The organism is Ruminiclostridium sufflavum DSM 19573 (genome assembly GCF_003208175.1).
Lineage (GTDB): Bacteria > Bacillota > Clostridia > Acetivibrionales > DSM-1351 > Ruminiclostridium > Ruminiclostridium sufflavum.
Genome location: NZ_QKMR01000003.1, coordinates 127,627 through 142,026 on the forward strand (window position 1 = coordinate 127,627; position 14,400 = coordinate 142,026).

The following is a 14,400-nucleotide window of genomic DNA, read 5'->3' on the forward strand; positions in this document are numbered from 1 at the left end:
GGCTTTCTGCTTTTCCTTTATCAGATATACAGGTGCTTGCTGAAATAGCGGTCGCCGCGGTCTGGCAAAACAACAACTATGTTCCCCCGCGCTCCCGATTCAATCAGCTTTTTTGCCGCACTGACTGCCGCGCCGGAGGAAGAACCCGCAAAAATACCTTCCCTTTCCGCCAGCTGCCTTGAATATGTAAAGGCTTCATTGTCGGTGACCTTGATAACTCTATCCACTAAAGCCATATCCATGGTATCGGCGACAAAATCATTACCTATTCCCTCGATATCATAGTCACCATGTTCGCCGCCGCCCATGGTTGAACCCTCCGGATCTGCAAGCACACCTACAATATCCGGCTTCTGCTCCTTTAAGTACCGGACAATACCGGTATAAGTGCCTCCGCTTCCTGCACCCGCAACAAGATAATCTATCTGTCCGCCTAAATCCCGGTAAATCTCAGGCCCTGTTGTTTCATAATGCGCCTGCGGATTGCTCTGATTTTTGAACTGCTCCAGAGATATCGCTCCTGGAACGGAGGCACGAAGCTGCTCCGCTTTTTCAGCTGCTCCAAGCATACCCTGTTCTCTCGGTGTATTGATAATTTCCGCTCCAAGTGCACGCATAAGGATTTGCTTTTCCTCAGAAAATTTTGTGGGAACAACAAATATGATTTTGTAGCCCCGGTTCAGTGCTGCAAAGGCTATTCCGAGTCCGGTATTTCCGGCTGTTGCCTCAACGATTGTTCCATTCCGTTTTAAAAGCCCCCTTTTCTCCGCATCGGTAATCATATATTTGCCAATGCGATCCTTTACACTTCCCGAAGGATTATAAAGCTCCAGCTTGGCAAACAGCTGTACACCCTCTGGCAAATCAATATGTATCAGCTTCACCAGAGGCGTTTGCCCAATCAGCTCCTGCATGGATTCATAATAGCTCATAGCTGCACCTCGCTTTTGCTGATAGCCTGCTCTATGTCAAAAATAAGATCCCCTATGTTTTCAATACCTGCTGAAAGACGAATCAAGCTGTCTGTTATTCCGACCTTTTGCCTTGTTTCCTTAGGGATAGAGGCATGTGTCATACTGGCAGGATGGCATACAAGGCTTTCCACACCTCCAAGGCTTTCCGCAAGGGCAATCAGCTTTAAGGATGAGAAAAATTTTGAAATATCGTAATTCTCATGCAGCTCAAAGGATATCATCGCACCGCCGTTCCTGGCCTGATTTTTATTGACATGGTAACCCTGTGCATCAGGTAATCCGGGATAATAAACCTTTTTTACCCCTTTATGCTTCTCCAAATAAGCCGCTGTCTTCTCAGCGTTTTCAACATGGCGATCCATCCGTACTCCCAAGGTTTTAATTCCGCGGATAAGCAGGAAGGAATCAAAAGGAGAAAGCACACTGCCTGTGGCATTTTGGATAAATGCCAGCTTTTCAGCCAGTTTTCCGGAATTCACGACAACAAGACCCGCAATAAGATCACTGTGCCCGCCAAGATACTTTGTGGCACTGTGAATAACAATGTCCGCACCAAGCTCTATAGGTCTCTGAATGTATGGAGTCATAAAAGTATTGTCAACAATTGAAATAATACCATGTTTTTTCGCTATTCCGGCAACAGCGGCAATATCTGTAACTGTCAGCAGAGGATTAGCCGGACTTTCCACAAGAATAGCCCTTACCTGCGGAGTGATTTTTTTATCCAGAGAAGCAATATCCGTTGTATCTTCAATAGAATACCCAATATCAAAATTACTGAAAATTTTATCCAAAACGCGGAAGGTTCCTCCGTATACATTACTTGAAATAATAACGCTGTCTCCTGACTTGAAAAGGCTTAGTACCGCAGTAATCGCCGCCATGCCGGAGGCAAAGGCAAACCCGGCTTCCCCATGCTCAAGTTCTGCTATCAGTGCCTCAAGTGCCGCTCTTGTGGGATTTCCTGTACGGGAGTATTCCCAGCCCTTGTTCTGTCCCAAGCCTTCCTGCTGATAGGTGGATGTCTGATAAATCGGTACATTGACAGCTCCCGTATGCTTATCTCCGTATATTCCGCCATGTACAAGGGCAGACTCTATATTTTTATAGTTTGACATAATTATTTACCTTCTTTCTCTGCTAATATCAGATGTATGTTTTCAAAAGCCCTAAGCCCGTCTTTTCTGTCCTGAAAAAAGACTGTCTGAATCCTTTCGGGAGCAAGATGCTCCTCAACTGAAAAAGAGTTGCGTTCAAGCACCGTTTTTATATCCTCATATAAAAGTCCTTGTTCCATAGGTTCTCCAAGCCTTGCGGTAATTTGCGCCAAAAGGCGGACCCTCTCAGCCGCATCTTCATAAAAGGTCGTTTCATCCGGATAATCAAATACAATTCTATTACCCTCTCCAGACAAATCTGCAATTTTGGTTATGGTTTGCTCAAACACAGGAAGCGTTAGATAATAGGTTACGCCAAGGATTGCAAAAAACGACGGAATATCGGGATTAAAGCCTGCTTCCCTCAAGGTTTCTTCTAAATCCTCCTGTGAAAAATCAATTGAAACATAGCGGACATTTTCAGGAATCGACCACTCAAGCCTTTCAATTCTTTCCAGCTTATAACGCTGAGTATCAGGATGATCCAGCTCAAATATACATATGTCCGGATTGTCATTGCGGAAGGCAAAGGTATCCATGCCCGCACCGCAGATAACATACTGGCAGGCTCCATGCAGCTTTGCAAAGCTTTCAAGCTTCCTTTCCGCATATGCTATACGTGAAAGAGGTATAGGAGCGACATATTGGTCAATAAGCGGAGATAAATCCTTTCCGCAGAAGCCTGTATCCGGGTCTGAACGGTTAATACCCAATTCATTTTGAATCAGCTGTCCTATTTCTTCGTATTCTTCCTTGCCCATCATGTCATAGGCAAGATAATCATCAAATATTTTCTGCTTAGATAAATTGGAATGGAATGCACGGACAAACGAACAAATCTTTGCCGTCATACTTTCTCTCATATCTATCAAATAAATCACCTCATTATCCCTGAAATATAAAAAACTCCGCAATACCCTTCACACTCTCACAGGAGAGTCTCAAAGGCAGGCGGAGTTTTTAAACTTATACCTTTACAGCTTATGCCCGTAATACAGTCCGCCTCCTGAAATGCTACAGCAGACTATACAACAGGACCCTAAATACATCGGGAGGCCGGTTAAAGTTCGAAACATCATTCCGGTTTTCATAACATTTTTAATGTAATTACGCATTCGAATCTTCATCACACATACCTCCGTTTCGGTTTATTTTTTATTCGGAAAACATAGGAGTTGACAGGTAACGTTCTCCCGTATCCGGAAGAATAGCCACAATAATTTTCCCTTTATTTTCAGGACGCTTAGCCAACTCTGTGGCAGCAAACACAGCGGCTCCGGAAGAAATTCCCACAAGCAGGCCTTCTTTCTTTGCAAGCACTCTGCCGGTCTCAAAAGCATCCTCATTTTCAACGGTAATTATTTCATCATAAATTGACGTATTCAATGTATCAGGTACAAAGCCAGCACCTATACCCTGAATCTTATGCGGTCCGGGTGTCCCCTCGGACAGTACCGGAGAACCGGCAGGTTCAACTGCAACCACCTTAATTCCCGGATTCTGCGCTTTCAGATATTCACCTGTTCCTGAAACCGTTCCTCCTGTGCCTACACCCGCAACCAGAATATCAACCTTACCATCTGTATCCTGCCAGATTTCAGGACCTGTTGTATTGCGGTGCACTGTAGGATTAGCCTCATTTGTAAACTGGCTTGGAATAAAGCTGTTCGGATTTTCAGCGGCAAGCTCCTGTGCCTTGGCTATAGCACCCTTCATTCCCTTTGCTCCCTCAGTTAATACAAGCTGGGCACCGTAAGCCTTGAGAAGATTACGGCGTTCAATGCTCATAGTCTCCGGCATTGTCAGAATAATTTTATACCCTCTGGAGGCCGCAACCGCCGCAAGACCAATGCCTGTATTTCCGCTGGTCGGTTCAATAATAATAGAATCAGGCTTTAGTATACCCTTTTCTTCTGCATCGTCAATCATCGCTTTTGCAATTCTATCCTTCACGCTGCCTGCGGGATTAAAATATTCCAGCTTTGCAAATATAGCAGCACCCAAGTCTCTTTGTTTACCATAATTTGTTAATTTCAGTATAGGCGTTCCGCCGATAAGGTCTGTAATCCTGTCAAATACTTTCATGCTCATTCGCTCCTTCTTTATTAAATATAATATTCAGATAGTTAATTATGTTCCGTTGGTTTATAGGTTAAAAGCATCAACATCGTTTAATAAAATATTTTCTTAACATAGTGTTCCTCTTTTCTCAAAACTTAGGCCAAGGTTATTTCCTATATAACCTACATGTTTTATAGGTATTATGATAACACCTTGTTGCCTTCCTGTCAACTACAGTTAAAAAAAACTTTGTATATTTATTTTTCTTGACAAAAGATATCTAGGTTACATACAATAATATCATACTAAACTTATATGTTTTGTGTGCTTTAAAATTTGGTTAAATTTCATTATTTTAATTAAGACTTGCCTTACGGACAAGAAATTATTGAAAGGAAGTCTGCCATTGATTAATTTTAATTTTAAAGAAAACTTTTTTGATACCCTGCACAGCAGGGAAAATACAGGCTCTGTCAAATACAATCTGCGCGGGAAAATCCTTTCGGAGGAATTGATCCCAATGTGGATTGCGGATATGGACTTTCAGTCTCCCCCGGCAGTTATTCATGCTATGACAGCCGTATCAGAGCATGGCATTTTCGGTTATACAGATACCGACGAGAGCTATGATGCAGCATTGTGCAATTGGTATTATCGCCGCATGGGCTGGAAGATAAACCCCTCATGGAACATTAAGACTCCGGGCATAATGTTTGGGATTGCAGCCTCCTTACGGGCATTAACCGAGCAGTCGGACAGTGTGCTGATTTGTCAGCCGGTCTATTATCCTTTTGCAAAAATCATTTTATCAAACAAGCGTCAGCCGGTGGTTTCAGAGCTGCGTTTAATAGACGGCAGGTATGAATTTGACTTCGAGGATATTGAAAGAAAAATCGTTTCAAACTCAATAAAGCTCTTTCTCCTTTGTTCCCCTCATAACCCGGTAGGACGTGTCTGGACAAGGAAGGAGCTTCAGGAAATCGGACGTATATGCGTGAAGCATGGTGTGTACATTGTTTCGGATGAAATTCATTCCGATTTTATATACGATGGTAATAACCATATCCCGATTGCCTCCGTTTCAGATGAAGTTTCCGAGCGTACGATAACCTGTACTTCTCCGACAAAAACCTTCAACTTGGCTGGCTTGCAGGCGGCTAATATTCTTGTGGCAAATGAGGCCCTTCGTAATAAAATACAGGAAGCCTGCCTTGCAACAGGTTACAGCTATCTGAATACCATGGCAATCGCTGCAACAAAAGCCGCATATCAGCACGGAGAGGTATGGCTGAACGAACTGCTTGCCTACCTGCAGGGAAATATCACTATCTTGCGCAACGCGCTTTTAAAGCTTAGCGGTATATCCTTGATTCAACCTGAAGGAACTTATTTGATATGGCTGGACTGCCGGAAATTAGGGCTTACAGCAGCTGAGCTTGAAACTCTGTTTTTGGAAAAAGCGGGAGTTTGGCTGCATAACGGGAGCACCTTTGGCTCAGGCGGCAGCGGATTTATGAGGATGAATATAGCATGTCCAAGCTCCGTATTAATTACGGCAACTCGCAGAATATTTCAAGCATTGAAGTCAATTACTATCGGCTAAAAACCGATTCCATCGGCCTATAGTTTGAGTTTGAGGCTAAAGCCTCCTAAAGTACAACCCCTAAAACCCAAACCGTTGAAACCTTCAAATAAATGCTTGAAAGCATATGTTCGCCTGGAAGGCGAAGGTTTCAACCGTAATTGACTTTATGAAAGGAGCCAATAACAATGAATAAGGAATTATCAAGAGACGATGCATGGAAGCTTCTGAATGATTACAATCAGGAACCCTTTCATATTAAGCATGCCTTGACTGTAGAAGGAGTTATGAGATATTTTTCAGAGAAACTGGGTTATGCTGAGGACGTTGACTTTTGGGGAATTGTCGGTCTTCTTCATGATCTGGATTTTGAGCAATTTCCCGAGCAGCACTGTATAAAGCAGCAGGAAATCATGCGGGAGCTGGGACTGGAGGAACGGTTGATTCATGCTGCGGCCAGCCACGGTTATGCCCTGACAGTGGATATTAAGCCCGAGCATCAGATGGAAAAGGTATTGTATGCGGTGGACGAGCTGACAGGTTTAATAGGTGCTGCCGCATTATTACGTCCGTCAAAAAGCGTTTCCGATTTGGAGCTGAAATCTGTAAAAAAGAAATACAAAAGTGCGAACTTTGCTGCCGGCTGCTCCCGTGAGGTTATCGAACGCGGTGCCGGTATGCTGGAATGGACACTTGACTATTTAATAGAGCAAACTATTCTTGCCATGCGTCAAATAGAAGACAAAATACACTGATATTCAGCAGGAGTGTCCTACAGCCCTTGATACCTGCATTAAGACAGAAGCTGTTATAACGGGTAAGAACCGGATAACCAAAAGCCATGTATTTGAAAATAAATTTCTATACATGGCTTTATTAATGAAAAACTTGTAAATATACATTTTAGAAAGGGTTTAAACTAGCTATTCTGCTTTTTATCAAATGCAGCCCTTATGAAATCCTTAAATAAGGGATGCGGCTTGTTGGGCCTTGATTTAAATTCAGGATGGAACTGAACTCCCACAAACCATGGATGCTCAAGAAGTTCAATAGTTTCAACAAGCTTCCCGCTGGGTGAAAGTCCCGATAAGACCATTCCGTGCCTCATAAAGGTGTCACGATACTCGTTATTGAACTCATACCTGTGTCTGTGCCTCTCATAAATAAGCTCATCGTTGTAAATTTTATATATCTCGGATTCCTCATTAAGCTTGCACGGATAAACCCCTAGTCTCATTGTGCCTCCCAATTCGTCAATATCACGCTGCTCCGGCATCAAGTCTATTACAGGATAAGGAGTCTCCCCAAACTCAGAGCTGTTTGCATCGTGAAGTCCGGCAACATTTCTTGCAAACTCCACAACAGCCATTTGCATACCGAGACATATTCCGAAGAATGGAATTTTATGCTCTCTTGCATAGGTAACCGCATTAATTTTCCCTTCTATTCCCCTGTCACCGAACCCTCCGGGAACAATTATCCCGTCCGCATCCTTAAGATACTCACCGATATCTGTATTCTCAACTTCCTCAGAATTTACCCATTTGATATCCACCTCAACATCATTGCCTATTCCGCCGTGACGCAATGACTCCGCAACACTTAAATATGCATCATGCAGCTCAACATATTTGCCTACCAAGGCAATTGTAACAGAGCTTTTCGGATTTTTCTGCCTTCTTACCATTTCCTCCCATTCGGCTAAATCAGGCTCCTTGCATTCTAAACCCAATCTCTTGCATACAATCTTTGCGAGGCCTTCCTTTTCAAGCATAAGCGGAACCTCATAAAGCACCTCAGCATCAAGATTCTGAATAACCGCTCCCTCAGGTACATTACAGAATAAGCTAAGCTTGTCCTTCATATCCTGAGATATATATTTTTCAGTTCTACAGACAATAACATCAGGCTGGATGCCTATGCTTCTCAGCTCCTTGACACTATGCTGAGTAGGCTTGGTCTTCAGCTCCTCCGACTTTGACAGATATGGAACAAGTGTTACATGAATATACATAACATTTTCCCTCCCCACATCCGTGGATACCTGTCTGATTGCTTCAAGAAAAGGAAGACTTTCTATGTCTCCTACCGTTCCCCCTATTTCTGTTATAACAACATCAGTTCTTTCAGACTTTCCAACCCTGTATACTCTGTCTTTGATCTCATTTGTAATATGAGGAATTACCTGAACGGTACCTCCGAGAAAATCGCCTTTTCTCTCCTTGTTAATAATGGACCAATATACCTTTCCTGTTGTAATATTGCTGTTTTTACTGAGGTTTTCATCAATAAACCTCTCATAGTGGCCTAAATCAAGGTCTGTCTCTGCTCCATCCTCAGTCACATAAACCTCTCCATGCTGGTATGGACTCATAGTACCCGGGTCTACATTTATATATGGATCAAATTTTTGAATAGTTACATGTACTCCTCTTGCTTTTAAAAGCCTTCCCAATGATGCCGCCGTAATTCCCTTTCCCAAACCTGAAACCACACCACCGGTTACGAAGATATACTTTACTGACATTGTTATGCTCCTCTCGACACTTTCCTACTTAAATACGATATATAGAAACGTTTTTTAAAAATTTAAAATTATATGATAACTCTATCCGTTTAACTCATACTTTTAATATTTTATATTTTGCTATGGCAAAGGTCAATATCTTTATCATGAAATAGAAAAGTTTTATTATACTTTTCTGTTTTTTATCTCTTTAACAGCTCTCAATACTAATAAAATAACCAACGCAATGCCTATACCGGAGGCATCCCTGTAAATATCGGCAATTCCCTCGCTTACTACCCCTGAATTCCGGCCTGTAAAGCTCATCTGGTTTATTTCATCAATTACCGCTATACAAATACTTGCAAAAAAGCTAATTACAGCTGATATGTTTTTATTTGCTCCCAGTTCCCACAAGGCGGCAAATATTACGCTTGCAAGCAAAAAATACATAATGACATGTGCCATTTTCCGTGTATCAGGGTCATATTTGCTTATAAGCTCATTTGAGGTGCTCGCTCCCTCCTCTACAATTCCTGCCTTCTCACCAACCGCAAGAAAAGTTCTTGTGATTGTCTTGCTCATTTGTGTGGAATCCGCAGCAGTTTGTGATGACATGAAAAAAATGACTCCCAGCCAAATCCCCGCTAAAGCAATAACAACTATACTTATTTTTCGCTTTTTCATATTCCTTTTCCTTCGTTATGTTTAGACATAAAATTAAAGGCATATATTATTACATGCCTTTATAGAGTCAATTACTATAGGCTAAAGCTGCCTATGGACAGCCTTAATATGCATTTCTCCTGACAAGAGTCTCAATAACTGTCAGAAACATTATCTTTATATCCATCCTCATACTCCAATTGTGGATATAGAAATTATCGCAATTAATTCTTTCCTCTATAGAAGTATCTCCTCTATATCCGTTTACCTGCGCCCATCCCGTAATACCGGTTTTTATATAATGCCTGAGCATATAGTTCGGGACTTCATCCTTGAATTTTTCCACCCAGTAAGGTCTTTCAGGTCTTGGGCCTATTATGCTCATATCTCCTTTTAATACATTGAAAAACTGAGGCAGCTCGTCCAAGCTTGTCTTTCTGATAAACGCGCCAAATTTCGTAACTCTTGTATCATTGGGCGTAGTCCACTTTGTCTTTTCATCATCTTCCTTTTGAATACACATTGAGCGGAACTTCAGCATCATAAAAGGCTTATTGCCCGCACCGACCCGTTCCTGCTTGAAAAGCATGGGGCCGGGAGAAGTCAGCTTAACACCAAGTGCTATCATTACATAGACAGGTGACAATATTATTATTGCCAGAAACGACACAATAATATCAAAGATTCTCTTCAGAATCCTGTTTTCAATGGAGTCAAGAGGAACCTCCCTGACATTTATAATAGGGACACCCGACATATTTTCAACCCTCATATTGACCTTAAGATACTCAATATAAGAGGGTATAATGCTTACCCTCAAGCCTTCCCTGTCACATACCGAAAGTACGTTTTGCAGTTCACCGTACTCCTGCGCGGAAAGGGCAACTACAGCTTCACTGGCATTATAACGTTTTGCTATGCTCCCCAAATCACTTATTGTGCCGATGACCTTTATACCGTTTTCTTCATCGCTGCCGGAAGCCTTCAGAGCTATGAAGCCTATTACATTCAAATCCAGCCTGTTATGCTCCTTTACTCTTTCATAGTATATTTTACCGGTATTCCCGCATCCCACTATCAGGATGTTTTTTTTATGTATATTGTTTTTGGAATAGAAAATTATCAGAGCCTTCAGAATTATTCTTTCTAAAAGTATTGCGAAAACCTCCGTACATCCGAATATCCCTAAAAACAGCCTGCTCAAGGACTGGTCTCCCGCCAGAAACAGAATTGCCGACATGCATATTATGCCTGTAAATACAGACACCACCGTTCTTAAAACTATCATTCTGCATTTATCTTCCAAAATTCTTTCATAGGATTTAAAAATTGACATAAATATCGGAATAATAATTGCCGCCATCACTACTATCCATGTGTACCTACTAAACTGGGATAAAAATCCATAAACCTTTCCGAAGAATACATTTCTAATGAAATAAGCTATAAAAAAAGAATTTACTGTTAGTAAAATATCCACGAATAAAATAGATTTACTGAAAAACTTAAATCTATTACTATTCAAAACCAGCACCGCCTTAAGATAATTATTGAAAGTATGATAAAATAATACAAAACTTATCATACTTTCAAAGTATACAATTATATTTTTGGAAATACAATGGTTTTAAGTGAAAAATTTCAATCAAATATTAATTTTGTGTATTTTACCGAAATATTAAGTGTGTGCGGATATATTTCCTATCTTTTTTTTCAGCAGGCCCATTATCAAGTTCATCTCATTTTTATATTTTACAAGAATAAAAGCAATTATTATCAGCAGAGGTATTGCCTGCAGATAAATATTAAACAAATAATATCCTGCAAAGGTTATCGCAAGAAGGATAATCGCAGGGCATATCTCAAGTAAATTTAACCTGACCGGCATTATCTTTTTAACCGTTGATATCCTGACTGCCAGAAGCACTACGGAAGAGATTAAGTTTGCCATACACACACCGTATATCCCCAGTCCGGGAATCAGCAATACCCCGAAAACCACATTTGCAGCTGCGGATACAAGCGTAGTAGTAAACGCATAAACTGTTTTCATTGACGCGGTGTATATGCTTCCAATCATAGAAGCAAGTGCGCTGAACAGGGAGCTTATATATAATATGGGTATATATGCTGCGGCCGCACTGTAAGCCGGTGATATCGTCAAAGTATTATATACCTTTGTTATAGGCAGAAGCATTGCAACAAGTATTATCTGCAAAATCAAAAACAGCTTGAACCATTTTGAAAAAAACTGATTGCAGCCGGGGGACTTGTATTCCAGTATAAGATTTTCCACAAAAGCCAGAATAATTATCGAATTAACCGCAACTATAAAATTAGGAAATTTATTTGCAAAAGCAAAGACACCTGTATTGCCAGATCCCCAGAAGTACAGAAGAACGTATTTGCAGAACGCACTGTTTGCCCACCAGCATATCTGGTTTGGAATCAAAGGTATTCCGTATCTCAGCTGACTTTTTATTTCTACTTTATTTATCAGCTTAATATCTATGTATCTCCATATCTTTGACTTAAAGACAAGAAAAACAGTAATCGCCAATGAGGCCGCACCTGCCGAAATCAAAAGAGATTCAGCCTGCATTTTAAAGTATACTATTAAGATTATATTTAAGGCAGCCTGAATTATAGTTGTAAGAACTCCTGCAACCGCATATTCCTTATGCTTTTTAACACCTCTCGCAACCTGCTGGAAAAAAATGCCGATGTATGTCAGGACAAAATACATATATAATAGAAATGAATAACTATATTTAACTGTCCTTGCTATCGGAATATATAAAACCGTAAAGGCGGCGATTCCGAAAACAAATATACCTAATGCATTTGTGATGCCTTTTTTTATCTCCGCTTCGTCTTCCTCACCGCAAATAAACCTGAATACGCTTTCTGTTGACTGCAAAGTGAAAACCGGTGCTATTAATGGAAGAGTACTGATTATCAAATCCACCGTACCGAAGGAATCAGTATTTAAATAAGCGGCATACACCGGCAGCAGAAAGAACATCAGCAGCTTTGATGCGAAATTGCCGGCAAAGTATACCGCAGTTGTTTTAATCATTCTTTTTCCGCTGCTCATTTGTATTTTCCCTCCTGTTCTTTAAATTAAAGTACTTGACCTTTGTAAGCCTTTCAGCTATTTTCCCGCACCTGCCGGCTGCCTTATAAATCAGCCGGGCTTGCTCATATTGCCTGCAATATTCGTCAGCCAGTGCTTTTAAAGAATTATTGCCGCTTTTCATATCAGACAGCATACGATAATAAAAAAGTGGTTTTTTTTCATTTTGCGGGTGCTGTATTTCCCAATAGTCGGTTATGCTGTTTTCCTCCAAAGCCACAGCCTTAGCATTATATAAGCTTTCAAGAAGCTTTTCTCCCTTTTGTGTAAGCGCCAGCACCATTGAAGCACCTGTCTTTTCCCTTTTATATTTTTCACCCCAGTAATCACCAAGCCGGATGTCCGCGCAGCCGGATGTCCTGTAATTGCATTCGTAGCAGGACTCCGCAAGGCAATTCCCCGCTTTATAAAACCTATAGAACAAATCCTTGGTATCTTTTTCCGTATAAACCTTTTCTCCGCTTTCAATTCTTATGTACCTCTTTTGCCATCCCATGGGCTTATACCTGAAATCAGCCTTGTGCAGGGTTCCTCTTCCGGACCGGAGATTCAGCTCTTCAAGATATCTTTTCCATAGGATATCCGATGGCACCCCATGACAAATAAGGTCTACAAGCACATAATTATCTCTTATTCCTTTTGAACTCAACAAATTGGCAAGTCCTGCAATCTGGCAGGGTGTACCGAATACTGCCGCTTTTTCCGAGGCTATCGTGTCTTTTATGCTTTGGCCGAAATGGCTCTGCAGGTACTTCGAGCCTTGAAGAGCTTTCAGCCCGGATAACGCTCCGGCTGCAATCCGCATATGCCTTGCAAGTCTTTTGTCATTGTCATAAATACAGCCTGTGACAGCATAGCCGTTTTCGCAGCAAAAGCTTGCTATTTCATGTGCAACACCTCCCGATGAGGATTTGTTCAGTACCTCCGCGGACTTTGAGCGGCCCATAAACAGCTTGTCCCCCTCCTTGCCGATTTGCGGCACAGACTTGCCGTTAAAAGGGCACACAGATATGCAGACCCTGCATTTTATGCAGCTGTCCTTGTCAACCTTAGCCTTTAAAAATCCAAGTCCATCCAGCTCCATAGAAACAGCTGCCTGAGGACAAGCAGCCTCACAAGCCCCGCAGCCGCAGCATGTATTTGTAATCTTGAATTCTGAAGACGTCCGGGCTTTTAAGCTGTCAGCTATCGAGTCCTTCAAAAATTTTATGGATTCTTTACGCTTTTCTTCTATTATTATTTTAACGTTCTTATAGTCTATATCCTTCGCACCCGCAGCAGACTCCCTGTCGTTTCCCGAGTATAGCAGGCCTTCAAGCCCAAGCAGGCGAAGGAGGCTGTATATCCTTGAATTCTGTGATTTCTTGCTTTTATCGGAAAATCTTTTATAAACTACAAACGGCTTTTCATTGATTATCGAAAAAATAGTCCCATGATAGGAATCTGTACACACAAACTCAGCTCCTGAGAAAAGCTCCAAGAACTCCTTCGGACCTGCTCCCTTTATAACTTCAAACCCTCTTTTATAGTCATTCGGATGAACAGGGATGACTACTGCCTCCAAATCCAGCAGCTTTGCTATTCTGCTTACGCTATGCCAATACCTTTCACACCTGCCTAAAAAATAGCATAACAAATATGGCCTTTTAAGGATATTCAAATACTCCTTTGAAGATACCAGCCTATCCCACATGCTTTTATCCCTCAGCAAGGTAGGGTCCAATACAACTCTTGCCTCCTGTCCCGTAAGCTTTTGAATTAAGCTGCTTCCTTCACCCTCACGCACAGATAAGTGCTTAAACCTCTGTATCTCCTTTTTCATGTGCTCCATGACATCATTATTTTCAATTGCAGCCACGCCCATACTTGGAGCATAAGCAATCCTTCCGGAAGTATTGCTTACAAAATCAAGAAAATATTTAGGATTGAAGGTATCGGGAGACCATATCTGGTCACTTCCGCAAATAAATACGTCAAACTGCCTGTTTAGCGCATACAGCTCCGAGGCAGTCTTACAGCTGCTTGTCATAGCGATATGCTCCTTTCGGAAGCATTCAAAGGCTTCATCCCTTTTATTGTCATCAGTCCCATAGACTTTCAGGCTTCTCTTGATTTTCGTTAATAGCTTATTTGTAAAAAGCAGAGGCTCCTCAAATATATTACTTATTGTCCAAATACGCTTGTCGTCAGGTATATAATTTATAACTCCGGGAGTATGCCCTAATTCCTTTAATATTTCATTTAATGCATACACCTGTAATACAGTACCGAAATTATTATAGTGGTACCAGGTCATTACCGCAATCTTATTCAAAATA

At 41.4% G+C, this 14,400-nt stretch carries 11 protein-coding genes; 2 read left to right on the forward strand and 9 right to left on the reverse strand.

All coding sequences use genetic code 11. The annotated features are described in order from the left end of the window. Positions 1-20 precede the first annotated feature (20 nt). The 4 genes from LY28_RS03320 to cysK form a co-directional block, all read right to left on the reverse strand. Entirely contained in the window at positions 21-932 is a 912-nt protein-coding gene (locus tag LY28_RS03320; protein ID WP_110460752.1) for a PLP-dependent cysteine synthase family protein, read from the reverse strand. Beyond that, a complete protein-coding gene (locus LY28_RS03325; RefSeq protein ID WP_110460753.1) occupies positions 929-2,092 on the reverse strand; it encodes a trans-sulfuration enzyme family protein in 1,164 nt (387 codons plus the stop codon). The genes LY28_RS03320 and LY28_RS03325 overlap by 4 nt, the downstream gene beginning before the upstream one ends. Positions 2,093-2,094: 2 nt before the next feature. Continuing rightward, positions 2,095-2,994, reverse strand: coding sequence for a class I SAM-dependent methyltransferase (locus LY28_RS03330; RefSeq protein ID WP_242981142.1), 900 nt, complete (start codon positions 2,992-2,994; stop codon positions 2,095-2,097). Between the two features lie 292 nt (positions 2,995-3,286). Next, on the reverse strand, positions 3,287-4,216 hold the full coding sequence (gene cysK / locus LY28_RS03335; RefSeq protein WP_110460755.1) for a cysteine synthase A: 930 nt from the start codon (positions 4,214-4,216) through the stop codon (positions 3,287-3,289). 382 nt (positions 4,217-4,598) lie between these two features. Here cysK and LY28_RS03340 point away from each other — a divergent pair, with 382 nt between their 5' ends. Both LY28_RS03340 and LY28_RS03345 read left to right on the forward strand, forming a co-directional pair. Continuing rightward, positions 4,599-5,795 carry a MalY/PatB family protein gene (locus LY28_RS03340; protein WP_242981135.1) on the forward strand — a complete coding sequence of 399 codons (1,197 nt, stop codon included), beginning with the start codon at positions 4,599-4,601 and terminating at the stop codon, positions 5,793-5,795. A gap of 167 nt (positions 5,796-5,962) precedes the next feature. After that, positions 5,963-6,529, forward strand: coding sequence for a hydrolase (locus LY28_RS03345; RefSeq protein ID WP_110460756.1), 567 nt, complete (start codon positions 5,963-5,965; stop codon positions 6,527-6,529). A 164-nt stretch (positions 6,530-6,693) separates the two neighbouring features. Here the strand turns inward: LY28_RS03345 and LY28_RS03350 are convergent, their stop codons facing one another. From LY28_RS03350 to LY28_RS03370, 5 genes are all read right to left on the reverse strand, one after another. Next, on the reverse strand, positions 6,694-8,301 hold the full coding sequence (locus tag LY28_RS03350; RefSeq protein ID WP_110460757.1) for a CTP synthase: 1,608 nt from the start codon (positions 8,299-8,301) through the stop codon (positions 6,694-6,696). A 165-nt stretch (positions 8,302-8,466) separates the two neighbouring features. Continuing rightward, positions 8,467-8,967: a VanZ family protein gene (locus tag LY28_RS03355; protein WP_110460758.1), complete on the reverse strand. Its 501-nt coding sequence runs from the start codon at positions 8,965-8,967 to the stop codon at positions 8,467-8,469. A gap of 103 nt (positions 8,968-9,070) precedes the next feature. Further along, positions 9,071-10,471, reverse strand: coding sequence for an undecaprenyl-phosphate glucose phosphotransferase (locus LY28_RS03360; RefSeq protein ID WP_165835478.1), 1,401 nt, complete (start codon positions 10,469-10,471; stop codon positions 9,071-9,073). Between the two features lie 153 nt (positions 10,472-10,624). Continuing rightward, entirely contained in the window at positions 10,625-12,043 is a 1,419-nt protein-coding gene (locus LY28_RS03365) for a lipopolysaccharide biosynthesis protein (RefSeq protein ID WP_110460760.1), read from the reverse strand. Then, positions 12,018-14,396: a polysaccharide pyruvyl transferase family protein gene (locus LY28_RS03370; RefSeq protein WP_110460761.1), complete on the reverse strand. Its 2,379-nt coding sequence runs from the start codon at positions 14,394-14,396 to the stop codon at positions 12,018-12,020. Before LY28_RS03370 ends, LY28_RS03365 begins: the two co-directional genes overlap by 26 nt. Positions 14,397-14,400: the final 4 nt, after the last annotated feature.